The sequence below is a fragment of the Nocardioides sp. Iso805N genome, assembly GCF_000364605.1.
GTDB lineage: Bacteria > Actinomycetota > Actinomycetes > Propionibacteriales > Nocardioidaceae > Nocardioides.
The window spans coordinates 177215-202419 of the sequence record NZ_KB822576.1; the positions used below are offsets into that span (position 1 = coordinate 177215).

Below are 25205 nucleotides of genomic sequence, written 5' to 3' on the forward strand. Positions count from 1 at the left end.
CGAGGTCACTCCGGCTTGTGGAAGTAGAGGACGATCGACTTGCCGATGGTCGGGTCGAGCACCTTGCCGGCCCAGTGCAGGGCCTTCGGCTGCTTGACGATCTCCCACACCAGCAGCTTGTGGTAGGCCTTCGCCAGCGGGTGCTGGTCGTTGTTGACGCCGACGGCGCACTTGATCCACCAGTAGGGCGCGTGCAGTCCGTGGGCATAGCCCTTGCCGTCGAAGACCATCGCATCGCCCGGCGTGCCGTCGTTCGGCCGGCCGGCCTTGGTGACCTTGTCGATCAGCTCCTCGGCGGTGTAGATCCGGATGTGGCCGCCCGGGGCGTTGTGATAGTCGGCGGAGAGCCGCCAGTTGATCACCTCGGGCAGCCAGCGCGGCACCGAGATGGCCAGCGTGCCGCCCGGGCGAAGGACCCGCACCAGCTCCTTGATCGCGTCCACGTCCTGCCAGATGTGCTCGAGCACCTCGGCCGCGACGATCCGGTCGAACTCGCCGTCGGCGAAGGGCAGCGAGAGCGCATCGCCCTGCTTGACGTCGGCCTCGGCGCCCGCGGGCACCTCACCGGCGTCCTTCATCGCGGCGAAGAGGTTGCGGACGTTCTCCAGCTCCTCGGCGTCCATGTCGAAGGCGATCACGTCCGCGCCACGCCGGTACATCTCGAAGCTGTGCCGCCCGGCGCCGGCGCCCATGTCGAGAACGCGGTCGCCCGGCCGCAGTCCGAGCCGGTCGAAGTCAACGGTCAGCATCAGTTCTCCTCCGTCGTTGAGGTGCGGTAGTCATCGATCACGCGTGCAAGTACGTCGGCGGTCTTGGTCGCGACGGCGGTCCAGCTGAAGAGCTCCTTGACCCGCAGCCGACCGGCGGTGCCCATGCGGGCTCGCCGCTCGGGATCGTCGAGCAGGGCGCCGATGGCCCTCGTCAGCGCCCCCACATCGCCGGGCTCGACGACGTCGGCGCACAGGCCATCGGGCCCGACGACCTCGGGGATGGCGCCGGCGCGCGAGACGACCAACGGGGTCTCGCAGGCCATCAGCTCGGCGGTCGGAAGCGAGAAGCCCTCATAGAGCGAGGGCACGCACGCCAGCTCGGCCGAGCCCATCAGCGCGACCAGCTCATCGTCGCTGAGCCCGCTGGCGAAGGTGACCCGCTCCCCGATGCCCAGCCTGTCGATCAGCCTCTCGGTGAGACCGCCCGGCTTCGGCTTGGACACCAGGACCAGCTCGAGCTCACGCTCGGTGAGCAGCTTGGCGAACGCCTCCAGCAGGATGTGGATGCCCTTGAGCGGAGCGTCGGCGCTGGCCATCGCGAGGATGCGTCCCGGGACTCGGGGCGCACCCGAGGGCCGGAACCGCTCGTCGACACCGAGCAGGACCGTGGTGATCCGCTCCGGGTCCACCGCGAACTCACGGACCACGTCACGCGCGGACGACTCCGAGGGCACGATCACGTGCCTGACCCGCGGCGCGGTCAACTTCTGCTGACGCAGGAACGCATACCAGCGCCACACCCCGATCTTGGGCAGCTCGAGGTGGAACCTCGACCCTGCCTTGCGTCGGAACCACGGCGCGACATCGAGCTCGATCGCCCGGTCCATCGTGATCGGATGGTGGATGACGGCGGCGAGCGGAAGGCCGTGCTTCTCGATCTCCAGCAGCGGCGTCGCCAGCGTCTGGTTGTCGAGGACGACGTCGAAGTCGTCGCGGCGAGCCTCGAGGAGCTTGATGACGCGCTTGCTGAAGGTGAGCGGCTCGGGGAATGCGCCGCTGCGCATGGTCAGCCACTCCCGGACGTCGATCAGATCGCGGAACTCGCGCAGGCCCGGGTTCCGGAACTCCTCACCGGGCCGGTAGAGGTCCAGGCTCGGCACCTTGGTGAGCGTGACACCCTCGTCGAGCTCGGGATAGGGCTGGCCGGAGAAGACCTCCACGGTGTGGCCCAGCGCGACCAGCGCGCGGCTGAGTCGTCGGATGTAGATGCCCTGTCCGCCCACGTGTGGCTTGCTTCGGTAGGACAGCAGGGCTACCCGCATGCGTCACGACCCTTCGAAGGTGAAGCTGATGACGGCGGCACCCGATGTGACCCGCCAGTAACGTAGGCAAGACTAGATCACGTTCCAGTACTCGGCGCGCCGGGCCTCAGCCCTCACTCGAGTGTCCGGGAAAGACGTGCGCGCCCGGATCGATGACCGGAGCGAGGTTGTTGATAGCGGTCGCTGCCTCACCGAAACCGACGGCGACCAGTCGCACCTTGCCCGGGTAGTCGGTGATGTCACCGGCGGCGAAGACCCGCGGCTGGTTGGTCCGCATCGCCTGGTCGACCACCACGTGCCGTCTGCTCGTCTCCAGCCCCCAGGTCTGCAGCGGGCCGAGGTCGGCCACGAAGCCGAGCGCCGCCACCACGGCCTGTGCGGCGATCACCTGGGTCTCGCCGTCGACCTTCAGCTCGGCCTCCTCGACCGTCGTCGTACCGCGCAGCTCGACCACCTCGGCGTTGGTCACGAGCCGCACCCTGCTGGCCCGCACCTGCGCGACCGTGCGCTCGTGTGCCCGGAACGCGTCGCGCCGATGCACCAGCGTGACGCTGGCGGCGAGGGGCTCCAGGTGCAGGGCCCAGTCGAACGCCGAGTCACCACCGCCGACAATCACCACGTCCTTCCCGGCGTACGGCGCGAAGGACGGCACGAAGAACTCCACTCCCCTGCCGACCCAGCCCTCGCCCGCCGGGAGCGGCCTCGGGTGGAAGGTTCCGATGCCGGCGGTGATGAGCAGGGCCTTGGCGTCGACCACCGTGTCGTCGGCCAGGGTCAGGCTGAGTCCGTCCTCGCGGATCTCGAGCTGCATGGCGGCGCGGTCGAGGAGATAGGTCGGCTCGGCGGAGTTGGCCTGCTCGACCAGCCCCTCGACCAGGTCGCGGCCCTTGACGCTGGGGAAGCCGGCCACGTCGAGGATCTGCTTCTCCGGATACATCGCGGTGATCTGGCCGCCGAGCTCCGGCAGCGAGTCGACCACCGCCACTCGGATCCCGCGGAAGCCGGCGTAGTAGGTGGCGAACAGGCCGGTCGGGCCAGCTCCCACGATGACGAGGTCGGTCTCAAGACGGTCGCTCACCCCGCTGATCCTGCTCCCGACCTGCTTCCGGGCTCAATAGGCTCGGCACGTGTTATCGATCCGCACCGTCCGACGTCACCCGTCCGCCACCCTGCTCGCCGCTCAGCTCACGGCCGTCCTGGCCTACCCGTTCCTCGACGGCTCCACCGCCGGCCGCGCGATCCTCGGGGTGCTGCAGGTCCTGGTGGTCCTCTCGGCCGTCAGCGCGGTGCGGCTCTCGCCCGCGGAGACCTGGGCGGCCGTCAGCCTCGGCGTACCGACGATGGTGATGGCGCTGTGGGAGTCGCTCGCGCCGAACACCGATTGGGTGGTCTTGCTCTCGGCCGCGCTGCACGTGCCGTTCTACGGCTTCGTTTCGTACGCCATGATCCGCTACCTCTTCCACGACGAGGACGTCAGCGGCGACGAGCTGTTCGCGACCGGCGCCGCGTTCACCGTGGTGGCGTGGGGCTTCGCCTATCTGTACGCCGCCGTGCAGGTGCTCTGGCCGGGGTCGTTCGGCGACCACCAGCCGTGGTTCGACCTGCTCTTCCTCTCGTTCACCACGCTGACCTCGACCGGGCTCGCCGACTTCGCACCGGTGCTCCCGCACGCCCGCTCGGTGGTGATGATGGAACAGGTCGCCGGGGTGTTCTACGTGGCGCTCGTGGTCGCTCGGATGGTCGGGCTGGCGATCCGCCGGCGGTGACGAGCCGCCTGGTTCAGTCGGCGAACGGCGTCGTACGCGCGACCTGGAGCGAGCGCGACAGGGAGAACGGCGAGGCCTGGCGGACCAGCCAGGGGCGGCCGAACCACAGGTAGCCGTCGACGTACCTCTCCGCCCGAGCCGCCTGGGTGGCGGTCAGGTCGAGGCGTTCGTCGTTGACGTTGGTGGTCGGCGGGATGCCGAGGGTGTCGCACTGCGAATCGCCGGCGGAGGCGCACGGCTCGGCGTTGTCGAAGTCACCGTGCGGGTGCTTGGCGTAGTACTGCTGCCAGGTGAACGGCTTGCCGTTGTCGGCCGTGTCGATGACGAAGTGCTTGTCCGGATGGCCGGCCGCGGCGAGTGCCTTGGTCAGCTCGGTGCCGTAGTCGATGTTCTCGGCCACGCTCGAGTAGTGCGTCGCCCCGAGCGCGAAGCCGCGGACGTCGTCGATGCCAGCAGCGGTCAGCAGCGGTACCTCCTTCTCGACCGATAGCCAATCGCTGTCGGAGGCGTCGAGGTAGACGGTGGTGCGCGGCAGCTGAGCGAACCGGTGCGCCGCATAACGGACCAGGCCGAGGCGCACGGCCGGGTCGGCGGTGCGCTTGTCGTGCGGGTCGTTCGGTACGGCGTCGAGCCCCAGGTCGGGCTCCAGGATCATCGCGACCCGCGCATCGCCGATCGCGTCGGCGACCCGGTCGGTCCAGGCCCGGTAGTCGGCCTGCTCCGCCCTGCTCAGCGGTGTCCCGCGGCCGGACTCCTCCCGCGGCCACTGCCGGAAGACGGCCAGCTGCACCAGGGCATCCGGGTCGCCCTGCTGCTGGTCGGCGATGAACTGCCGGATGTCGTCGCCGATCCGGCTGGTGCTCAGGTTGGCGGCGAACCAGATCGCGCGCGGCTGCAGCGCGATCCTGCCCAACAGCGCACGGTCGTTGCCGCTGGCGTGCTCGTAGGAAGGGTAGATGCCGTTCCACGGCCCCTTGTACACAGCCCACCGACCGCCGATCAGCGGGTCGTCCCGCTCGACCGCGACGCTGTGGCTGTGCTCGCTGGCGGTGACGTAGCCGGTCAGGGTGCCGGTGACCTGGACCGCGAGCTTCGCGCCGGCGAGCCTGTCCGGCACCGTCAGCCTCGCCTTGGTCGCACCGGCGATCGGCCGCCCGTCGGCGAGCCACCGGTAGCTGAGCGCGACGCGCTTCGGTCGCCAGTGCCCCGGAACCGTCGCATGCACCGTCTGGCCCGCCATCGCGGTGCCCTCGATCCGCGGCTTGGTGGTCCGCTTCAGGGCTTTGGGCGCCGGAGTGGGGCTCGGACTGGCAGCCGGTGGCGACGAGGGCGCCGTGGTGCCCTCGTCGCCTCGCTCGGCGCTGGACGGCGTGCTCCCGCCGTGCAGGGCGAGCGCTGCAACGACGACGGCGACAAGGGCGAGCGCAGCCCCCACGACCGCGAGAAGTCGGCGCGGCGGGCGCGGGCGCGAGAGCCGGTGGTCGGGAGCAGGCATCGCCGCGAGAGTACGTGAGCGGGCGAGCGAACCCCAGCCCGCGAACGAGCCCCGCCGGGAGTCAGGTCGGGAGTCAGGTCGGCCGTAGCCGCTTCGGCAGCTTGGCCAGGATCAGGTCGTAGGAGTCGTCGATCGCGGCCAGGATCTCGTCGTCCGGTATCGCTCCGCCGACGGTGAGGGTGTTCCATCCGGAGCGACCGATGTAGGCCATCACCACCGCGTCGCCGGGATAGCGCGCCAGCCACTCATCGGCCTCCTCGCGAGTCGCGGCAGCCTTGATCCCGACGGTTCCGGCACCGAGGAACGCGAAGATCTTGCCGCCCTCGCCCGGCCCGACCTTGACGACCGGATGCTCGTGCACCCACGGGTTGTCGGCCCACGCGCCGGGCTCGTCGAGGCAGTACGCCGTCGGCGCGGCCGCGTCGAGGCTCAGCGCGATGGCACGCGTTCTGGATGTCGCGCTCGTTGTCGAGGTTGCGACTGGTGGTGCCGGGGGCGGCGTGCGGCCTTGCTGACCACGGCGACGGACACCGCTGCGGCGACCGCGCCGAGCAGCGCACCGGTGGCGTTGAGCAGTACGTCGTCGATGTCGGCGGCTCGGCCGATCTGGTACTGGCAGCACTCGATCGTCGTCGACAGCAGCGCCCCGCCGAGCACCGCGCGGGCGATGCCGTCGCCGACTGCCGTGACCAGCAGGAACCCGATCGGCACGAACATCGCGACGTTGCCGAAGATGTTGATCAGCCCGACCCGCGGGTTCAGATTGTGCAGCTCGAGCCAGATGTCGTGCCCGGGCCGGAGGTTCGCGGACCGCGTCCCCGAGGAGATGCCCGGGCTGAGCGTGAGCCCGAGCACCACGACCACAGATGCGAGCAGCAGGAACCAGCCCGTCAGCCGGGCCAGGTGCACGCTCGCCGGAGTCACCCATCCAACGTAGATCGCCACCAGTCTCCTGCGAGGCCGCCACGCCCGCGAGGTCTCGCTACCGTCCTGACCGCGGCGCCCTGGCGAACTCCTCCACGATGCGCTCGCAGAACGCCGGCAGGTCGTCCGGTGACCGGCTCGTCGTGATGTTGCCGTCGGTGACCACCTGCTCGTCGACCACCTCCGCCCCGGCGTTGCGCAGGTCGGTGCGCACGCTCGGCCACGAGGTCAGCCGGCGACCCCGTGCGACGTCGGCCTCGACGAAGTTCCACGGGCCGTGGCAGATCGAGGCCACCGGCTTCCCCGACTGGACGAAGCTGCGTACGAACTGCACCGCGGCCGGTTCCATCCGCAACTTGTCCGGATTGACCGTCCCGCCCGGAAGGAGCAGCGCCTCGTAGTCGTCGACCGACACCTCGTCGACCAGCCGGTCGACCGCGAAGGTACCGGCGTCCACAAGGTCCTGGTTGCGCGCCTGGATCTCGCCGCTGGCGATGGAGACGACCTCGGCGTGTGCACCCGCGTCCTCGAGCGCCTGCCGCGGCCGCTCCAGCTCGACGCGTTCCACCCCGTCAGCGGCAAGGATGGCGACCCGGCGTCCGTTCAGCACCGCGGCCACGTCAGGCACCCGCTCCCGCCATCGCCGGGTGCAGGATCACCTTGGTCCAGCCGTCGTCGCGGTTGTCGAAGTGCTCGTAGGCCCCCGGCGCCTGGTCGAGGGTCAACTCGTGACTCACGATGAACGACGGCTCGGCCTTGCCCGCCGCGACCAGGTCCCGCAGCTGCCGGTTGTACTTCTTCACCGGCGCCTGACCACTGCCAACGTGCTGACCCTTGAACCAGAACATGCCGAAGTCGAAGGCGAGCTTGCCCTGCTTCGCCAACTCGTCGCTGGCACCCGGGTCCTGAGGCACGAACACACCCACAGTGCCGATCGTGCCGGTGAAGCGCACCGAGGCGACCAAGCGGTTCATCGTCAGGTTGGCCTGCTCATGGCCATCGGGCTCGTGCGCCTGGTAGCCGACGCACTCGCAGCCGTTGTCCGCGCCCAGCCCCATCGTCTGGTCCAGAACAGCCTGCACCGGATCAACCTTCGAGTCGTCGATCGCGATCGCACCGATCGACTCGGCCAGCCGCAGCCGGTCGGGCTGCCGATCGACCACCATCACCTTGCTGGCCCCCTTGATCGTCGCCGAGAGGGCGGCCATCAACCCGACCGGACCGGCACCGTAGATCACCGTCTGGTCGCCCGGCTTCACGCCGGCCATCTCGGTGGCGTGGTAGCCGGTCGGGAAGATGTCGGCCAGCATCACGTAGTCGGCCTGGCGCTCCTCGGCATCCTCCCCGAGCCGCAGGCAGTTGAAGTCGCCCCACGGCACCCGCAACAGCTCGGCCTGACCCCCGGCCCACGGCCCCATGTCCGCGAAGCCGTACGCCGCCCCGGCCATCGACGGCTCCGGCTGGGCCGTCAGGCAGTAGTTCGTCAGCTGGCGCTCGCAGTTCTTGCAGTGGCCACAGGCGATGTTGAACGGCAGGACGACGTACTCGCCCACCTGGACCTTGTCGACCCCGTCGCCGACCGCGACCACCCGACCCAGATTCTCATGCCCGAACCACCGCCCGGGTTCGAAATCAGTCCGGCCCTCGTACATGTGCAGGTCCGAGCCACAGATGTTCGTCGAGGTGATCTGTACCAACACGTCGGTCGACCGCTCGATCCGTGCGTCCGGTACGTCCTTCACGCTGACCTGCCGCGGGCCGTCGTACACCACTGCCTTCATGCTGCCCTGCCTCCTCGTCGCGGATGTGCTCCCCTCCCCGAGATCGGGGCGGGACCTCCATTACACGAGGCCGACAGCGGCGCGCGGTATCGGCAGACATGCCTATAGCGACCAACGGGTTTGTGGTGGTCGCGGCGGGTACCGGGGCATGTGCCTTCGTGAGCGAGGGGCACCGGCCAGTCACGAGTCTCCGACCCTGTCGGACCTCTGAACGCCTCTGATCCGATATCGCTGGAGGGAGTCCCATGCGGGACGATCCGCCGGTCGCCGAGATGGTCGAGATCGCTGCGTCGAGCGCTCCCGCACCGGAACGAGCCCAAGCGATCCTGCAGTGGCTCGACCGCTGGGTGCCCTGCGACGCCGCATGGCTGGCGCTGTGCGATCCAGGGTCGACGGTCTACATGACCGTCGGGAGCAGCGGGCTCGATCGATCCGTCGTCGACCACATGAACCGCCCGGTAGTGGCGCAGGAGATCGAGCTGGCCGGCCTGGACCGTGACCGCCCGCCGGTCAGCCTGGCGGACCTCCCGATCCACGCCGACGAGCTGCCCACGTGGGCTGAGTGTCTGATCCCGGCTGGATTCCGCGAGGGCTTGGGCGTGGCGCTCTTCGAGCCCGGCGGCCCGCACATCGGAGTCCTCGGCCTGTTGTCCTCCACCAGGGACTCACCGTCCGCTGGGATGCGTGGCCGCATCAGGCGGATCTCGCCCTTGATCGCTCGGGGTCTGTCCCCGATGCGGTCGCTGCTCGCTACCGCGCGCATCGTGCAAGGTGCAACGTCGGGTGTCGTGCTTCTTCGGGATCGCACCACCTTCCCGCTTCCCGGCCTCGGGGATCACCCCCTCCTGCTCGCGGACTCACCAGTCGTCAAGATCGCCCAGGAGACGCTCACGGCCGGCCAGGTGTACCGGTCGTTCCTGTGGCCGACGCACGACGGTGCCGGAGCCACCGGTCACGCGCGCATGACGGTGCTGGCTGCGACTGAGGAACCGGCCTTCGTGCTCGGCACGCTCCTGGTGACGCCGGATGCGGGCTGCCGAGGCCTCACCCCGCGCGAGCTCCAGGTGCTCGGGCTGCTGGTCGAGGGCAGCTCGAACCAGCAGATCGCGAAGAGGCTGGCCGTAGCGCCCCGCACCGTCGCTGCGCACCTGGAGCACCTGCTGGACAAGATGCAGGCGCCCACGAGGACCCTGGCTGCGGTCCGGGCCGAGCGGGAGGGCTGCTACGTCCCTGCATCGCCAGGTGCGGCCTGACCGACCCCTACCGCCCGCGCTGACCCATAGCAGGCGGAGGGTGGCCTCTCGACACCGTCACGGAGTCTGGCGGTGGCCTCAGATCGCGGCGCGGACCATGCTGTCGCCGGAGTCGACCGCCGCACGCTTCACCTGCGCCCGGATCACCCGACGCTGGCGCAGGATCATGACGGTGCCCAGTCCCCACACGAGGTACTGGAAGGACATCGCCCAGTGGAATGCGGAGTCGGTGTAGGTGGTGCCGCCACCGGGGGTGCGCCAGTCGAGGATGAACCCGACGGCCACGATGGTGATCAGCGCGGCGACGAAGCCGGCCACGTTGATGATGCCGCTCGCGCTGGCCAGTCGGTGACCCGGGTTGCTGGTGCGGCCGACGTCGAAGCCGATCATCGACCCCGGACCGCCACACCCGGCCACGAAGACGGTGATGGCAAGCAGCCAGTACGGCGCATGGCCGGGCCAGAGCAGCACCACCGTCCAGCTCGCGACGATCGCGGCGACGATGCACAGGGCCAGCGACGAGCGATGCCACGGATGCCGTCCGACCAACCAGCCGAGGACCGGGCCGGCGACGATGTTCGCCACCACGATCAGACTCAGCAGGCTGCCAGCGGCACCGTCGGAGAGGTGCTCGCCCTCGACGAAGAACGGGTAGCCCCACAGCAGCGCGAGCACGGTCGCGCTGAACGGCGTGGTGAAGTGCACCCAGAACCCGAGTCGGGTCCCCGGCTGGTCCCAGGCGGCGCGCAGGTTGCGTCCGAGGTCGGGGAGGCTCAGCGCCGTACCCCGGTGGTTGCGTGACCCAGGCGTGTCCCGCAGGAAGAGCAGCAGCGGCACCAGCAGGACGGGGCCGGCCCCGGCAGCAATCAGGTACGCCGCATGCCAACCCAGGTGGCTCAGCGCCCACGTCATCGGTACGGCCGCGAACAGCGCGCCCAGCTGGCCGACGTTTCCGGTCAGCTGGGTGACCAGCGGGATCCGCCGCAGCGGGAACCATGCGCTGACCAGCCGCAGCACGCAGATGAAGGTCATCGCGTCGCCCATCCCGACGAACACGCGCGCGACCAGCGCCTCCGGGTACGTCGTGGCCAACGCGAAGCCGGTCTGCGCCGCGCTCATCACCAGCAGACCGCCGATGAGCACCGTCCGCGACCCGAACCTGTCGACCATCAGGCCGACGGGGATCTGCATGCCTGCGTAGACCAGCAGCTGCAGCATCGCGAACGTCGCGAGCTGTCCGGCGCTAATGTGGAATCGGTCGGTCGCGATGAGCCCGGCGACAGCGAGGCTGCTGCGGTTGAAGACGGCCAGCAGGTAGACCGCGACTCCTGCGCCCCACACGAGCCAGGCTCGCGAGGCGGGGGCGGGATTCATCGCTTGATTTTATGCCCGCGGTCGGAGGCGGGCGAAATTCAACTAGTGGGCGCTCTGTCGCTCGCGCTCACTCAGTCGCCGGCGCTGGCTTCGCTCGCGCAGCGTCCGCGTTCGTCGGGAGAGCACCACCGCCCGTTCCTCGGCGGGCGCTCTCCCTCCTCACTTCGTTGCTTCCATCATCTGACGGAGCTCCTTCTTGAGGTCGCCGATCTCGTCGCGCAGCCGGGCCGCCACCTCGAACTGCAGCTCGGCGGCGGCGCCCCTCATCTGCTCGGTGAGGTCCTGGATCAGCTGAGCGAGGTCGGCCGAGGGCAGGCCCACCAGGCCGTGCTCGCGAGCCTCGGCGGCGCGGTCGCCGAGCACCGGCGTCGGAGACTTCTTCCGCACACCACCGGCACGGCCCTTGGCCTCGGTGCCCGCCCAGGTCTGAAGCAGGGCGTCGGTGTCCTCACCCTCACGGGCGAGCATGTCGGTGATGTCGGCGATCTTCTTGCGCAGCGGCTGCGGGTCGATGCCGCGCTCGGTGTTGTAGGCGACCTGGATCGCCCGGCGGCGGTTGGTCTCATCGATGGCGGACTCCATCGAGGGGGTGATCCTGTCGGCGTACATGTGGACCTGGCCGGACACGTTGCGGGCCGCTCGGCCGATCGTCTGGATCAGCGACTTGTCCGAGCGCAGGAAGCCCTCCTTGTCGGCGTCCAGGATCGCCACCAGCGAGACCTCCGGAAGGTCGAGACCCTCGCGCAGCAGGTTGATGCCGACAAGCACGTCGTACTCGCCCAGACGGAGGTCGCGCAGCAGCTCCACCCGCTTGAGGGTGTCGACCTCGGAGTGCAGGTAGCGGGTGCGGATGCCGGCGTCGAGGAGGTAGTCGGTCAGGTCCTCCGACATCTTCTTGGTCAAGGTGGTGACCAGGACGCGCTCGTTCTTCTCGGTGCGCAGCTTGATCTCGTGGATCAGGTCGTCGATCTGGCCCTTGGTCGGCTTCACGACAACCTCGGGGTCGACCAGTCCGGTCGGACGGATGATCTGCTGGACGGTGTCTCCCCCGACCTTGTCGAGCTCGTAGTCGCCGGGCGTTGCCGACAGGTAAATCGTCTGGCCGATCCGCTCCAGGAACTCCTCCCAGCGCAGTGGCCGGTTGTCCATCGCGCTCGGCAGCCGGAAGCCGTGGTCGACCAGGTTGCGCTTGCGGGACATGTCGCCTTCATACATGCCGCCGACCTGCGGCACCGCCACGTGCGACTCGTCCACCACCAGCACGAAGTCCTCGGGGAAGTAGTCGAGCAGACAGTTGGGCGCACTCCCCCGACTGCGGCCGTCGATGTGCATCGAGTAGTTCTCGATGCCGGAGCAGGAGCCGACCTGACGCATCATCTCGATGTCGTAGGTGGTGCGCATCCGCAGTCGCTGGGCCTCCAGCAGCTTGCCCTCGCGCTCGAACTTGGCGAGCTGCTCCTCGAGCTCCCGCTCGATGCCGTTGATCGCACGCTCCATCCGCTCGGGGCCGGCGACGTAGTGGGTGGCCGGGAAGACGTAGAGCTCCTTGTCCTCGGTGATGACCTCGCCGGTGACCGCGTGCAGCGTCATCAGCCGCTCGATCTCATCGCCGAAGAACTCGATCCTGACGGCGTGCTCCTCGTAGACCGGGAAGATCTCCAGGGTGTCCCCGCGCACCCGGAAAGTGCCGCGGGTGAAGGCCATGTCGTTGCGGGTGTACTGGATCTCCACCAACCGGCGCAGGATCGAGTCCCGATCGTGCTCCTCGCCGACGCGCAGCCGGAGCATCCTGTCGACGTACTCCTGCGGGGTGCCCAGACCGTAGATGCAGGAGACCGTGGAGACGACGATGACGTCGCGCCGGGTCAGCAGCGAGTTGGTCGCCGAGTGACGCAGCCGCTCCACCTCCTCGTTGATCGAGGAGTCCTTCTCGATGTAGGTGTCCGTCTGCGGGACGTAGGCCTCGGGCTGGTAGTAGTCGTAGTAGCTGACGAAGTATTCGACAGCGTTCTCCGGGAAGAGCTGGCGCAGCTCGTTGGCGAACTGCGCGGCGAGCGTCTTGTTGGGTTGGAGCACCAGCACCGGGCGCTGCAGCTGCTCGGTCACCCACGCGACGGTGGCCGTCTTGCCGGTGCCGGTGGCGCCCAGCAGCACGACGTCCTCCACCCCGGCCTTGATCCGCTTGGAGATCTCGGCGATCGCCGCCGGCTGATCACCGCCGGGCTCATAGTCGGAGATGACGTCGAACGGCGCCACTCGGCGCTCGAGATCAGTCACGGGTCGCATACCCCGAGCGTACGTCCGCCCACCGACAGGATTGGATCCAGCCCGACCGGCCCGGTCCCTGCCGTGCGCGTGCCCTAGATTGGCAGCGTGAGAGCACCCGACATCGAGCGGCTCGCCCGCGTGCTGCGCCGTACTCTCCTGGCCGTCGTCGTCACTCCGGTGGCACTGGCGGTCGTGATGACGCTGGTGGACGCCTACCGCAGCCGGGGCAAGAAGCCCAAGCCCTTTCCTGTCACGCCCCCGCGTGCCACCGCGGTGGGCGAGGGCACGATCACCACCTACACCTTCGGCCAGGATCTCTACGCCGACATGATCCGGGCGATCGAGGACGCGCAGCGGCAGGTTCTCTTCGAGAGCTACATCTGGAAGGGCGACGAGGTCGGCCAGCGGTTCAAGATCGCCCTGATGGACGCGGCCGCCCGAGGGGTCGAGGTCTACTGCGTCTTCGACTCCTTCGCCAACCTGGTCGTGCCGCCACGGTTCAAGCGCATGCCGGCGGGCATCAAGGTGCTCCGATACCCCGTCTACCCGGCCGGCTGGCGGTTCTTCGACTTCCGTCGCTACGGCCGCGACCACCGCAAGATCCTGGTCGTCGACGAGACCGCCGCGTTCATCGGTGGCTACAACATCGGCACTGCTTACGCGACCGAGTGGCGCGACACCCACCTGCGCATCACGGGCCCTGGGGTGGTCGACCTCAAGCGCGCGTTCGCCGACTTCTGGAACCTCAACCGCCGCAAGCGACTCGGCGCCTCACAGCCGCCGCTGCTCATCGAGGCACCGAGCGCGTGGGAGGCGACGATCCGGTTCCACCGCAACGTGCCGCGACTGATGATGTTCCCGGTCCGCGCGATGTACCTCGAGGCGATCAACCGCGCCTCCACCAACATCTGGTTGACCACCGCCTACTTCCTGCCCGACCAGGACTTCGTGGACGCGCTCAAGGATGCGGCCCAGCGCGGCGTCGACGTACGGGTGCTGCTGCCACTGAAGTCCAACCACGTCGTCACCGACTGGATCAGCCGCGGCTACTTCGCCCAGCTCCTCGACGCCGGCGTACGGATCTTCCGGTTCCGCGACGCGATGATCCACGCGAAGACCGCGACCGTGGACGGAAGCTGGACGACGGTCGGTACGGCGAACATCGATCGCCTCAGCCTGTCCGGGAACTATGAGATCAACGTCGAGGTGATCGACCATGCGCTCGCTGAGTCGATGGAGGAGATCTTCACCACCGACTGCACGAACAGCCTCGAGCTGACCATGGCCGAATGGCAGGCGCGCGACGTCCACCGCAAGTTCACCGAGTTCGTGCTGACTCCGCTGCGGCCGTTCCTCTAGGCGCCTGCCGCAGCGCCCGCGCCCCGTACGAAACGGTGGCCGACACGCCGGTAGCGACCACCGTTCCGTACGGGACGCGTGGCTGTCGGCGTCAAGGCAGGTGCGTGCGCGGCGCCATCCGCGGGCCGCGGCGCGGGCGTGATCCGCGGGCCCGGTACAGGAGCCGCACCACGCGCCCCCGGTGCGGCCGGTACGGCGCCAGGAACGTCCTCAGCTGCTCGTCGTCCCACGGCTCGCCCGTCACCGCCCAGCCGACGTCCTTGGCCACGTGATAGTCGCCGTAGCTGACGGCATCGGGGTCGCCGTGCGCGCGCTGACGCACCTCGGCAGCGGTCCACTCGCCGATGCCGGGCAGGCTGGTCAGCCGGCGCTCGACCTCCTCACCGGGCAGGCCGACCGTGCGTTCGAGGCTGTCGGCGACGCGGGCGGCGGTGACGAGGGCGCGGGAGCGCGCGGGGTCCACGTGCATCCGCAGCCACCACCAGCTGGGCACCTGGCGGATCACTGACGCGGTCGGCTGCACGCGCAGCCGGATCTGTGCGGCGGCGGGGCCGGGTGCGGGCTCGCCGTACCTGTTGACGAGGTGGCGATAGCCGGCGAAGGCCTCCTGCCCGGTCACCTTCTGCTCCAGGATCGCCGGGACCAGCGCCTCCAGCACCAGGCCGGTGCGGCCGATCCGGGGCACGCCGAAGTGCTGGAGGGCTGCCTGCAGCAGGTCGTCCTCCGGAGCGAAGCCGGCCGCATCGTCCTCGGCGCCGAGCATGGCCGGCAGGCTGTCGAGCGCCCAGGTCGCCCCGCTGCCCCAGGCCGTCGCCTCGACGTCTCCCCCACGCTCGCCGCGGGCGCGGATCGCAAGCGTGGCCGGTCCGTCCGGCGTGCGGATGCCGCGCCAGTGCACGCCGTCGACCAGGCGGTAGGTCGGGTCGCCCGGGCCGCGCCGGTGGATCAGCAGGGCGCCGAGGTCGAGGTCGTACGGCGGGACCCACGCGCGGGTCAGGCTCATGACGGTTCACCCTACGCAAGCGCTGGAACTGTCGGAGGTCTCGGCTTTGATAGGGACATGCAGCTGAGCACGCTTGTCGCCACCTCCGCCGCGGTCGCAGCGACCCGCTCGCGCAAGGCCAAGGTGGCCTCGCTGGCCTCCTGCCTGGTCCAGGCCGGTTCCGATGAGCTGCCCGTCGTGGTGTCCTACCTGGGCGGCGCGCTGCTCCAGCGGCGGACCGGGCTGGGCTGGCGATCGCTGACCACCCTGCCGGCGCCGGCCTCCTCCTCGACGCTGAAGGTTCAGGACGTGCACGAGGCTTTCGAGCGGATCTCGCTGCTGGCAGGTGCCGGCTCGGCAGCGGCGCGGGCCGCCGCGGTGGTGGAGCTGTTCGGGCGGGCGAGTGCCGAGGAGCAGGCGTGGCTGCGCGGGCTGGTCACCGGCGAGGTGCGCCAAGGTGCCCTCGACTCACTGGTGCAGGAGGCGCTGGCGAGTGCCGCCGAGGTGTCGCTGGCCTCCGTGCGTCGCGCGGCGATGCTGGCGGGCTCGACGGTCGCGATCGCGGCGCGGGCCTTCGAGGGCGAGCAGGCGCTGGGCCAGGTCGGGCTGGTCGTCGGCCGGCCGGTGCTGCCCATGCTTGCCTCCAGTGCGCCATCGGTGGCCGAGGCGATCGCCAAGGTCGCCGGTCCGAGCGCCGGCGCAATCGCCGTGGACGCCAAGCTCGACGGCATCCGGATCCAAGTGCACCGCGACGGCGACGACGTGCTGGTCGCCACCCGCACGCTGGACGACATCACCGCGCGCCTGCCGGAGGTGGTCGCGGTGGCCCGGTCGCTGCCGCTGCAGCGCTGCGTGCTCGACGGCGAAGCGATGACCCTGGACGACGGCGGTCGGCCCCGACCGTTCCAGGAGACCGCTTCCCGGACGGCCACGCACGGTGACTCGGCCGCGCGGGTCGCGCCCTACTTCTTCGACGTGGTGCACCTCGACGGCCGTGACCTCCATGACCTGCCGCTGCGCGACCGGCTCGCGGTGCTGGACTCCATCGTGCCCGAGGAGCACCGGGTGGAGCGCCTGGTCACCGACGACGTCGCAGCTGCGGAGACCTTCGCCGCGCAGACCCTGCGCTCAGGCCACGAGGGCGTGGTGGTCAAGTCGCTCGACGCCACCTGGGAAGCCGGCCGACGCGGCTCCGGCTGGATCAAGGTCAAACCTGTGCACACCCTCGACCTGGTGGTGATCGCGGTGGAGTGGGGCTCGGGCCGACGCCGCGGCTGGCTCTCCAACATCCATCTCGCCGCCCGTGACCCGGACACCGACGGCTGGGTGATGCTGGGCAAGACGTTCAAAGGGATGACCGACGAGATGCTGCGTTGGCAGACGGAGCGGTTCACCGAGCTCGCCACGGAGGGAACCGACGGCTGGGTGGTGCCGGTGCGACCGGCCCAGGTCGTCGAGATCGCCTTCGACGGCCTCCAGCGCTCCACCCGCTATGCCGGCGGCCTCGCCCTGAGGTTCGCCCGGGTGGTCCGCTACCGCGACGACAAGCGACCCGAGGACGCCGACACGATCGCCACCGTCCGTTCGCTGATCGCCGGCGAGCAACACTGACCGCTCGCGGGCACCATCGCACCCAGCGCGGCAGTGGGCCGGACGGCCTTCCTGCAACTCCCGGTGTCACACGTCGTACAGTTCTTCGCATGAGTCCGCAGACCGAGCCGACGGACCGCCCTGAGGAGTCAGCCGGCAAGACCAGCAACGACGTGCCCAAGGACGGCCGTCGCTCAGCGGCCGCGGCCCGGCGCCGAGCGCGCGAGGCCGAGATCATCCAGGCCACGCGAGAGCTGTTCGACCAGCGCGGGCTGCGTGACGCCCAGATCGAGGACATCGCGCGCGCCGTCGGCATCAACCGGGCGATCGTCTACCGGCACTTCACCGGCAAGGAGGAGATCTTCGCGCTCACCCTCGTCGACTACCTCGAGGAGCTGCGAGCAGCGCTGGTCGCGGCTGACCCTACGGACGCCGACGCCACGGAGCGGCTGCGGGCGGTGGTCGGCGCGTTCGTCGAGTACGGCGTGCGCTACCCCGCCTTCGTCGACTGCGCCCACGCGCTGATGCGCCGACGCGGCCCCGAGCTGTTCGACGAGATCTCGGAGAGCGCGATGTTCCGGCTCGGCCGCGCGATGGCGGGCGCGATGGGCCCGCTGCGACGGCTGCTCGAGGACGGCACCGCCGCCGGCGACTTCGCCGTCGAGGACTCCACCCTGCTCGCCAACATGCTCTACGGCGTCGGCCTCGGCGCCCTGCAGCTCGCGCACGTGGGCATCCTGGTCGCGGAGACGTCTCCCGGCGTACCGACCGTCGCGACGCTCTCCCCCGAGCAGGTCCGGGACCATTTCGTCACGGCCGCCATCGCCCTCGCCAAGGGCTGAGCGCACGTTCCGCCGACAGGCCAGGCAGCACTGCGGCTCAGGGGCGCACGCTGTTCGTCACGCCCTGCTCCGCCGGCACCCCCGCCTTCTGCGCCAACAGGAATCCGGCCACCAGCGCCAACAGCAGCGCGATCAGGGCGGCGATCGCGTGGTGGCGCCGTACGGAGCGCACCCGGCGCTCACCGCCGGCCGCCACCCCGGCACCGCTCTCCCGAAGAGACATCACGCACGGGAGGTATCCCCTCGGCGCAGTTCGATGCAGCGGTTCGCGACCGGCCTAGACCGGTCGAGGCGATCAACTCTTGCGGCCCGGCCCGTGGCCCCTCTTCTTCGGCTTCTTCGGCTTCTTCGGCTCTTTCGAGTTCTTCGGCTTCTTCGGCTCTTTCGAGTTCTTCGGCTTCTTCGCCTTCCCATGTCCTTTCGACCGGGCACCGCTGACCGCGCCGACCGGTTTCGCGGACCGGTGCCCTCCGGCCCGCGGCGCCGCCGGGTGTCGATGCGCGGACGATGTCGGGCCCGATGATCCCGACGCGTGCCTCGACGTCCCTTCGACTGCCGCCAGGACCACGGGGGCCGATGCTGTCGGCGACGGCGCTGCCGAGGTCGCTACGGCAGCGGTTGCGGGAGCCGCCGGATCGCTGCCCCTGCTGCCGAACGCCACCATCCCCGCCGCCGCGAGCAGCACCGCGCAGGCGCCGACCAGCACGTGTCGGCGACGTCGGGCGGAGAGACCGGCCGTGGGCCGCGGCTCCGCAGCAGCTCCGACGGGCCCGCGGGTGAGCACCGTCGCGAGCGGAGCCGCACCTGACGCGGGTACGACGCCGGGCGTCTCCCCCAGCTCGCGCAGCAACGCGCGTGCCCGCGCGGCGACCGCGGCGGCACTCGGCGGGCGCTGCGCCGGGTCGAGGGCGACCATCGCCTCGACGAGCTCGCGGATGCCGGCCGGAATGGTCGCGGGCATCGGCGGCAGCGGCGTGGTGGCATGCGCCATGAGGGTCGAGACCTGGGTGTCGCGATGCAGCGGCCGCAGCCCGGTCAGGCACTCGTAGGCCACCGTGCCGAGTGCGTAGAGGTCCGAGGCGGTGGTGGCCGAGGCACCAGATGCCTGCTCCGGGCTGATGTAGTCGACGGTGCCCACGATCGTGCCGGTCAGGGTGAGCGGCTCTCCGCTGTGGTGGCGAGCGATGCCGAAGTCGAGCAGCACCGCCCGCCCGCTCGCGGCCAGCATGATGTTGCCGGGTTTGAGGTCACGGTGCACGATCCCGGCGGCATGGACGGCGGCCACCGCCTCGGCAACCTGGGCGAGCAGGCGCATCACCTCCTCGACGCTGAGGCGCTCGCCCGAGCGGATCAGGTCGCGCAAGGTCTGCCCGTCGACGTGCTCCATCACCAGGTACGGCGCCCCGCCCAGGATCGTGTCGTCCTCGCCGACGTCGAGCAGGCGCGCAACCCCGGGATGGGCGAGCGACGCCGCGAGGCGTGCCTCCTGGTTGAGGCGCTGGTGGGCGACTTCGTCCTGGCCCGGGCGCAGCAACTTCACCGACGTCGCGATGCAGCACCAGATCGTGTGCCAGGAAGACAGCGCCCGAGCCACCGGTGCCGAGCAGTCGGCGCAGCTCGTAGCGTCCACCGAGGGGGCCGGCCCCGGACATCGGTGCGCCAGCGCCCCCATCACCCCACGGCATCACGAACGGGAGGTACCCAGTCCGTGATGCCCGATGCTCACCGCGCCGCGGCAAGCAGTCGTCGGTGCCTCAGGGGCGCTCGATGATGGCCGTCACGCCTTGGCCGCCCGCGGCGCAGACCGAGATGACACCGCGGCCCGAGCCCTTCTCCGCGAGCAGCTTGGCCAGGTTGTTGATGATCCGGCCGCCGGTCGCGGCGAACGGATGGCCCGCCGCCAGGGAGGAGCCGTTGACGTTGAGCTTCTCTCGCGGAACCACCCCGAGCGGAGCATCGAGGCCGAGCCGCTCCTTGCAGAAGATCGGGTCCTCCCACGCCTTGAGCGTGGCCAGCACCTGCGAGGCGAACGCCTCGTGGATCTCGAAGAAGTCGAAGTCGTCGAAGGTCAGCCCGTTGCGGGCCAGCATCCGCGGCATCGCGTAGGCGGGCGCCATCAGCAGGCCCTCGCCACCGTTGACGTAGTCGACCGCAGCGACCTCGGAGTCGACGAAGTAGGCAAGGACGGGCAGACCGCGCTCCTCGGCCCACTCCTCGGACGCGAGCAGCACCGTGGAGGCACCGTCGGTCAGCGGCGTGGAGTTGCCCGCGGTCATGGTGGCCGCCTCGCCCTTGCCGAAGACCGGCTTGAGCTTGGCGAGCTTCTCGGCGGTGGAGTCGCCGCGCAGGTTGTTGTCCCGCTCCAGGCCGCGGAAGGGCATGATCTGGTCGTCGAACCAGCCCCGCTCGTACGCCGCGGCGAGCTTCTGGTGCGACGCGGCCGCGAGCGCGTCCTGGTCCTCCCGGGCGATCTGCCACTCGACCGCGGTCAGCGCCGCGTGCTCGCCCATCGAGAGGCGGGTGCGCGGCTCCACGTTGGCCGGGATGGTCGGCACGATGTCGCCCGGCCGCACCTTCAGCAGCGCCTTCAGCCGGGCCGAGGTGCTCTTGGCGCGGTTGGCCTCGAGCAGGATCTTGCGCAGGTTCTCACCCAGTGCGATCGGTGCGTCCGAGGTGGTATCGGCGCCGCCGGCGATACCCGAGTCGATCTGCCCGAGCGCGATCTTGTTGGCGATGTACGTCGCGGCCTGCAGGCCGGTGCCGCACGCCTGCTGCAGGTCGACCGCGGCGGTCTCGGGAGCGAGCCTCGAGCCCAGCACCGACTCACGCGTCAGGTTGAAGTCGCGGCTGTGCTTGAGCACCGCGCCGGCCGCCACCTCGCCGATGCGCTCGCCGGCCAGGCCGAACCTGTCCACGAGACCGTCGATCGCGGCGGTGAGCATCTCCTGGTTGGAGGCGGTGGCGTAGGCGCCGTTGGAACGCGCGAACGGGATGCGGTTGCCGCCGATGATCGCGACGCGGCGGGTGGTCTTGGTCATGTGTACATCCTTGCTTCGAGGCGGCTGTGAGAGAAGGGTATGAGAGGGACACCACGAAATGTGGACACTGAGTTACACGTCTAGTTACATCAGTACCGTCCAACGCGTACGCGAGCAAGGAAGCCGGAGCATGAGCGACAAGTACCAGGCCTTCACCCAGTCCACCATTGGCAAGCTGCTGGTCAAGAACCTCGGCTTGCCCCAGCCGACGAAGCTCGAGCGCTACACCGCCGGCGACCCGCTGGTGAAGGGCACCGTCCTGATCGGCGGCCGCGGCCGCCTCGCCGACGAGCTGCCCGGCCTCCTCGACGTGCTCGGGGTGACCTCCGCGACCGCGCAGGCCGACGGACAGAAGTACAAGGGCCTGGTCTTCGACGCCACCGGCCTGACCTCGATCGCGGAGCTGGTCGCCCTCCAGGAGTTCTTCACCCCGGTGCTGCGCAGCCTGCAGACCTGCCCGCGCGTGATCGTGGTCGGCACGCCGCCCGAGCTGCTCGCCGGCGCCGAGCGGGTCGCGCAGCGCGCCCTGGAGGGATTCACCCGCAGTCTCGGCAAGGAGATCGGCAGGGGCGGCACCGTCCAGCTCGTGTACGTCGCCGAAGGCTACGAGGACTCCCTGCTCAGCACGCTCGGCTTCCTGCTCAGCCCCAAGTCGGCGTACGTCTCGGGCCAGGTCGTCCGGATCGGCGCCCACCAGGAGCAGAAGGCCGGCGAGGTGGCCGAGTGGACCCGACCGCTGGCGGGCAAGGTCGCCTTCGTCACCGGTGCCAGCCGGGGCATCGGCGAGGAGATCGCGCGGGTGCTGCACCGCGACGGCGCCACCGTCGTCGGACTCGACCTGCCGCAGGCCGCCGGCGAGCTGCAGCACGTGATGAAGGAGCTCGACGGCGACTGGCTCACGCTCGACATCACCGCCAAGGACGCCCCGCAGCGGATCGCCCAGCACCTCAAGGAGAAGCACGGCGGCGTCGACATCGTGGTGCACAACGCCGGCCTCACCCTGGACAAGAAGCTCGCCAACCAGACCCCGGACCGCTTCGGCAAGGTGCTCTCGATCAACATCGAGGCGCCGGAGCGGATCACCGCTGAGCTGCTGGAGCAGAAGACGATCAACCCCAACGGCCGGATCGTCGGGGTGGCCTCGATCGCCGGCATCGCCGGGAACCTGGGCCAGACCAGCTACGCCGCCTCCAAGGCCGGCGTGATCGGCCTCGTCGACTCGCTGACCGGCGAGCTGACCGACGGCATCACCATCAACGCGGTCGCGCCCGGCTTCATCATCACCCAGATGACCGCCGCCGTGCCGTTCGCGACCCGCGAGGTAGGCCAGCGCCTCAACGCGATGGCGCAGGGCGGCCTGCCGGTCGACGTCGCCGAGACGATCGCCTGGTACGCCTCGCCCGCCTCCACCGGCATCAACGGCAACGTGGTCCGCGTCTGCGGCCAGATGATGCTGGGTGCCTGAGGTGGCCACCGAGAGCGCGGCCACCCTGGTCTCCGGCGACGGTGGCCCCAAGGCGCTGCTGCGCGCCGCCCTGCCCGGGCTGCCGGTCGTGGGACAGCTGCCCGGCATCAAGAAGGATCGCGACGCCACCGCCGGCTTCGCGCTCACCCGGCCGCCGGTGAGGGTCGAGCGCGCCGCTGTCGAGAAGTACGCGCTGCTGTGCGGCTTCCCGGTCAAGGACACCGTCCCCTTGACCTACCCGCACATGCTCGCCCAGCCGCTGCACCTGGCGATCCTGACCGACCCGCGCTTCCCGGTCCCGGCGATCGGCATGGTGCACCTGGAGAACTCCATCTCCCAGTACCGCCGCATAGGCGTCGGTGAGACGCTCGACGTCCGGGTCGACGTCGGCAGCCCGCTCCCCCATCCGGTCGGCACCGCGTGGCAGCTCACCAGCACCATCACGGTCGACGGCGAGACGGTGTGGGAGTCGGTCTCGACCTACCTGCGCCGGGGCCGGCGCAACCCGGACGCGGCCTGGCCGAACGAGCTGATCGACGTACCGCCGAGCGGGCCGGTGTTCGCGCTGAAGGCGGACCTCGGACGCCGGTACGCCGCAGTCTCGGGCGACTACAACCCGATCCACCTGACAGCACTCACGGCCAAGGCGCTCGGCTTCCCGCGCCAGATCGCGCACGGCATGTGGACCAAGGCCCGCTGCGTGGCGATGCTCGAGAACCGGCTGCCCGAGGCGGTGCGGGTCGACGTCGCCTTCAAGAAGCCCGTCTTCCTGCCGAGCGCGGTGACCTACGGCGGCCGGCCGGCCGAGGGCGGGTACGCGTTCTCGCTGCGCAAGCGCGGCAGCGACACCCTGCACCTACTGGGTCGCACCACCGCCCTCTGACGCACCACGTACGCCGAGCCGAGACAACGTACGCCGAGCTTGTCGAGGCGCCTCGACAGGCTCGGCGTGCACCAGCCATGGGGAAGGTCAGGTACGCCGTATCAGCGCCGCGGCGGCCTGATGATGCCCTGCTGCGCGACGGTCGCCACCAACCGACCGTCGGCGGAGAACACCCGGCCGAGGGAGAGCCCGCGGCCGTTCTCGGCCGACGGCGACTCCTGGTCGTAGAGCCACCACTCGTCGGCCCGGAACGGTCGGTGGAACCAGATGGTGTGGTCGAGCGAGGCCATCTGCACGCGCGAGCTGTCCAGTGTGTGCGCCGCCAGCGACGCACCGAGAAGACTGATGTCGGAGGCCCAGGTGAAAGCGCCGAGGTGGACGTTGGGGTCTGCGGGCAGCTCGGCGGCGATCTTCAGCCACATCCGCTGCTGCGCCGGCCGGGCCGGGTCCGGCTCGAGACCGTGCAGCGAGTTGCCCACGATCCGGCCGTCGATGGCCGCCCACTCGCGAGCCAACGCCTCGCCCTCGGGGGTGCCGCCCTTCGACATCAGGGCACGCAGGTCGATGCCTTCGTCGGCCGGCAGGGCCGCGGGCATCACGTCCTGGTGTTCGAAGCCCTCCTCGTGCAGCTGGAAGTTGGCGGTGAGGTAGAAGATCTCGCGGCCGTGCTGGCGCGCGGCTACGCGGCGGGTCTGGAAGGAACGGCCGTCGCGGATGCGCTGGACGTCGTACACGATGGGGTGCATCGGGTCCCCGGGCAGCAGGAAGTAGGAGTGCATCGAGTGCACCGTGAAGCCCTCGCCAGCGGTCCGGATAGCCGCCATCAGCGTCTGCGCTGCGACGTGCCCGCCGAAGGTGCGGCCCCTGTCGTTGGGTGCCGGCACACCGCGGAAGAGGTCGTCGTCGATCGTCTCCAGCTCGAGCACCGCGACCAGGTCGGCGACCGCCTCGGCAGGGCTCCGCTCCGCGATCACCGAGTCCGCCGACACGACATCCGACACGTCCGTCACTTCTCCCCCTCGCCCTTCTCCGGGTTCTCCAGGTCGGCCAGGAACCGCTCGAACTCACGACCGAGCTCATCACCCGTGGGCAGCGGCTGGTCGTCGGCCAGCAGCGAGGAGCCGCCCTCCTCGGCGCGCGCGAACGCGTCGTACTGCTGCTCCAGGGCGCGCACCACCTCGGCGGTCTCCTCGTGCTCGGCGAGGTAGCGCGCGATCTCCTCGGCGCGCGACTCCGCCTCGAGCCGCAGCTCGGTCAGGTCGATGGTCAGGCGGCCGGCGAGCTCGGCCTTCTCCACCAGCTCGGCGGCGGCCAACGGGTAGTCCAGCTGCGCCACGTAGTGCGGAATGTGCACCACGAAGCCCTGGGCGTCGTGGCCCCACTCGCCCAGCCGAAGCTCCACCAGCGCCTGCGCACTCGAGGGAACGCGGATCTCCCCGGTCCAGTGGCTCTCCTCGGGCACCAGATCAGGATTGTTGGCGTGATGGGTGACGGTCAGCGGGCGGGTGTGCGGCACCGCCATCGGCACCGAGCCGAGCGAGACCAGGTTGTCGACCTCGAAGCGCTCCACGACCTCGCGCACGGCCCGCGCGAAGGCCTCCCAGCGATTGTCGGGCTCCGGGCCGGTCAGCAGCAGGTACGGCGTGCCGCCCGCGTCGTGCAGCAGCCGCACCACCAGGCGCGGTGCGTCATAGGACTCGTAATGGTCCCGGACGAACGAGATCGCGGGCCGTCGGGCCCGGTAGTCGTGGAACGCGTCCACGTCGAACGTCGCCACCACCGGGGCGGTGTCGGAGACCTCGACGAGGTGCCGCGCGGCTCGCGCAGCGGCGTTGCCCGCGTCCAGGAATCCGTCGAGGACCTGGATCATGGTGAGCGGGCCCTCGAAGTCGTCGAGCTCAGCGACCTCGTCGACGATATGTACGAGCTTCGATCTCGACACGGCCTGCTCCTGGGACTTTCGGTTGAGACTGTTCCGCTTCCACATGGCGTCGGGCCAGCGTCAGCGCGTCCCACGATATTCCCAGACCTAGGATCCGGAGGGGGCCGCGACCCGCGTGACTACTCCCACAACGCGGAGGGTGCCATCGCCTTGACGGCGCGGTAAACTCCGGATGAACTCAGTTGCTCCCTGAGGGAAAAGGGCTCCGGAC

The 25205-nt window shown here is 70.0% G+C and carries 23 protein-coding genes; 7 read left to right on the forward strand and 16 right to left on the reverse strand.

All coding sequences use genetic code 11. The features are described from left to right. Positions 1-5: 5 nt before the first annotated feature. The 3 genes from H036_RS0105125 to H036_RS0105135 form a co-directional block, all read right to left on the reverse strand. A complete protein-coding gene (locus tag H036_RS0105125; protein ID WP_017933704.1) occupies positions 6-749 on the reverse strand; it encodes a class I SAM-dependent methyltransferase in 744 nt (247 codons plus the stop codon). Further along, entirely contained in the window at positions 749-2032 is a 1284-nt protein-coding gene (locus H036_RS0105130) for a glycosyltransferase family 4 protein (protein ID WP_017933705.1), read from the reverse strand. The genes H036_RS0105125 and H036_RS0105130 overlap by 1 nt, the downstream gene beginning before the upstream one ends. Positions 2033-2138: 106 nt before the next feature. Further along, a complete protein-coding gene (locus tag H036_RS0105135; RefSeq protein WP_017933706.1) occupies positions 2139-3110 on the reverse strand; it encodes an NAD(P)/FAD-dependent oxidoreductase in 972 nt (323 codons plus the stop codon). 49 nt (positions 3111-3159) lie between these two features. On the opposite strand from H036_RS0105135, the gene H036_RS0105140 reads away from it, so the two are divergent. Continuing rightward, positions 3160-3798, forward strand: coding sequence for an ion channel (locus tag H036_RS0105140; RefSeq protein ID WP_017933707.1), 639 nt, complete (start codon positions 3160-3162; stop codon positions 3796-3798). A 13-nt stretch (positions 3799-3811) separates the two neighbouring features. On the opposite strand, the gene H036_RS0105145 is transcribed toward H036_RS0105140, so the two are convergent. From H036_RS0105145 to H036_RS0105165, 5 genes are all read right to left on the reverse strand, one after another. Next, positions 3812-5293, reverse strand: a complete 1482-nt coding sequence (locus tag H036_RS0105145) for a glycoside hydrolase family 6 protein (RefSeq protein WP_017933708.1) — start codon at positions 5291-5293, stop codon at positions 3812-3814. Positions 5294-5366: 73 nt separating this feature from the next. Next, positions 5367-5732, reverse strand: a complete 366-nt coding sequence (locus H036_RS0105150) for an MmcQ/YjbR family DNA-binding protein (RefSeq protein WP_332308787.1) — start codon at positions 5730-5732, stop codon at positions 5367-5369. Then, a complete protein-coding gene (locus H036_RS24805) occupies positions 5723-6238 on the reverse strand; it encodes a VanZ family protein (protein ID WP_017933710.1) in 516 nt (171 codons plus the stop codon). The genes H036_RS0105150 and H036_RS24805 overlap by 10 nt, the downstream gene beginning before the upstream one ends. A gap of 37 nt (positions 6239-6275) precedes the next feature. Further along, on the reverse strand, positions 6276-6845 hold the full coding sequence (locus H036_RS0105160; RefSeq protein ID WP_017933711.1) for a type 1 glutamine amidotransferase domain-containing protein: 570 nt from the start codon (positions 6843-6845) through the stop codon (positions 6276-6278). After that, positions 6838-7998, reverse strand: a complete 1161-nt coding sequence (locus H036_RS0105165) for a glutathione-independent formaldehyde dehydrogenase (protein WP_017933712.1) — start codon at positions 7996-7998, stop codon at positions 6838-6840. Before H036_RS0105165 ends, H036_RS0105160 begins: the two co-directional genes overlap by 8 nt. Before the next feature lie 245 nt (positions 7999-8243). Here H036_RS0105165 and H036_RS0105170 point away from each other — a divergent pair, with 245 nt between their 5' ends. Next, on the forward strand, positions 8244-9251 hold the full coding sequence (locus H036_RS0105170) for a helix-turn-helix transcriptional regulator (RefSeq protein ID WP_017933713.1): 1008 nt from the start codon (positions 8244-8246) through the stop codon (positions 9249-9251). Positions 9252-9329: 78 nt separating this feature from the next. On the opposite strand, the gene H036_RS0105175 is transcribed toward H036_RS0105170, so the two are convergent. Together H036_RS0105175 and uvrB are read right to left on the reverse strand one after the other, a co-directional pair. Next, a complete protein-coding gene (locus H036_RS0105175; RefSeq protein WP_036487492.1) occupies positions 9330-10625 on the reverse strand; it encodes an MFS transporter in 1296 nt (431 codons plus the stop codon). A gap of 159 nt (positions 10626-10784) precedes the next feature. After that, entirely contained in the window at positions 10785-12911 is a 2127-nt protein-coding gene (gene uvrB / locus H036_RS0105180) for an excinuclease ABC subunit UvrB (RefSeq protein WP_026145801.1), read from the reverse strand. Between the two features lie 87 nt (positions 12912-12998). Between uvrB and H036_RS0105185 the strand changes: the two genes are divergently transcribed. Beyond that, positions 12999-14252, forward strand: coding sequence for a phospholipase D-like domain-containing protein (locus H036_RS0105185; protein ID WP_017933716.1), 1254 nt, complete (start codon positions 12999-13001; stop codon positions 14250-14252). A gap of 91 nt (positions 14253-14343) precedes the next feature. On the opposite strand, the gene H036_RS0105190 is transcribed toward H036_RS0105185, so the two are convergent. Continuing rightward, entirely contained in the window at positions 14344-15255 is a 912-nt protein-coding gene (locus H036_RS0105190; protein WP_017933717.1) for a DNA-3-methyladenine glycosylase family protein, read from the reverse strand. A gap of 57 nt (positions 15256-15312) precedes the next feature. Here H036_RS0105190 and H036_RS0105195 point away from each other — a divergent pair, with 57 nt between their 5' ends. Together H036_RS0105195 and H036_RS0105200 are read left to right on the forward strand one after the other, a co-directional pair. Continuing rightward, positions 15313-16845: an ATP-dependent DNA ligase gene (locus H036_RS0105195; RefSeq protein WP_017933718.1), complete on the forward strand. Its 1533-nt coding sequence runs from the start codon at positions 15313-15315 to the stop codon at positions 16843-16845. Positions 16846-16934: 89 nt separating this feature from the next. Beyond that, positions 16935-17666: a TetR/AcrR family transcriptional regulator gene (locus H036_RS0105200; protein ID WP_017933719.1), complete on the forward strand. Its 732-nt coding sequence runs from the start codon at positions 16935-16937 to the stop codon at positions 17664-17666. Between the two features lie 37 nt (positions 17667-17703). Here the strand turns inward: H036_RS0105200 and H036_RS0105205 are convergent, their stop codons facing one another. The 3 genes from H036_RS0105205 to H036_RS0105215 form a co-directional block, all read right to left on the reverse strand. Continuing rightward, positions 17704-17889, reverse strand: a complete 186-nt coding sequence (locus H036_RS0105205; RefSeq protein WP_026145803.1) for a hypothetical protein — start codon at positions 17887-17889, stop codon at positions 17704-17706. Positions 17890-17961: 72 nt separating this feature from the next. Beyond that, positions 17962-19206 (reverse strand): serine/threonine-protein kinase, encoded by a 1245-nt coding sequence (locus tag H036_RS21900; RefSeq protein ID WP_017933721.1) that lies wholly within the window; start codon positions 19204-19206, stop codon positions 17962-17964. A gap of 214 nt (positions 19207-19420) precedes the next feature. Further along, positions 19421-20704 (reverse strand): acetyl-CoA C-acetyltransferase, encoded by a 1284-nt coding sequence (locus tag H036_RS0105215; protein ID WP_017933722.1) that lies wholly within the window; start codon positions 20702-20704, stop codon positions 19421-19423. Between the two features lie 130 nt (positions 20705-20834). Here H036_RS0105215 and H036_RS0105220 point away from each other — a divergent pair, with 130 nt between their 5' ends. Both H036_RS0105220 and H036_RS0105225 read left to right on the forward strand, forming a co-directional pair. After that, positions 20835-22169, forward strand: coding sequence for a 3-oxoacyl-ACP reductase (locus H036_RS0105220; protein WP_017933723.1), 1335 nt, complete (start codon positions 20835-20837; stop codon positions 22167-22169). Then, positions 22162-23052 (forward strand): MaoC family dehydratase, encoded by an 891-nt coding sequence (locus H036_RS0105225; RefSeq protein ID WP_017933724.1) that lies wholly within the window; start codon positions 22162-22164, stop codon positions 23050-23052. The genes H036_RS0105220 and H036_RS0105225 overlap by 8 nt, the downstream gene beginning before the upstream one ends. Positions 23053-23153: 101 nt before the next feature. Here H036_RS0105225 and H036_RS0105230 read toward each other — a convergent pair whose 3' ends face one another. After that, entirely contained in the window at positions 23154-24053 is a 900-nt protein-coding gene (locus H036_RS0105230) for an acyl-CoA thioesterase (RefSeq protein ID WP_232421808.1), read from the reverse strand. 5 nt (positions 24054-24058) lie between these two features. Continuing rightward, positions 24059-24994: a proteasome assembly chaperone family protein gene (locus tag H036_RS0105235; RefSeq protein ID WP_017933726.1), complete on the reverse strand. Its 936-nt coding sequence runs from the start codon at positions 24992-24994 to the stop codon at positions 24059-24061. Positions 24995-25205: the final 211 nt, after the last annotated feature.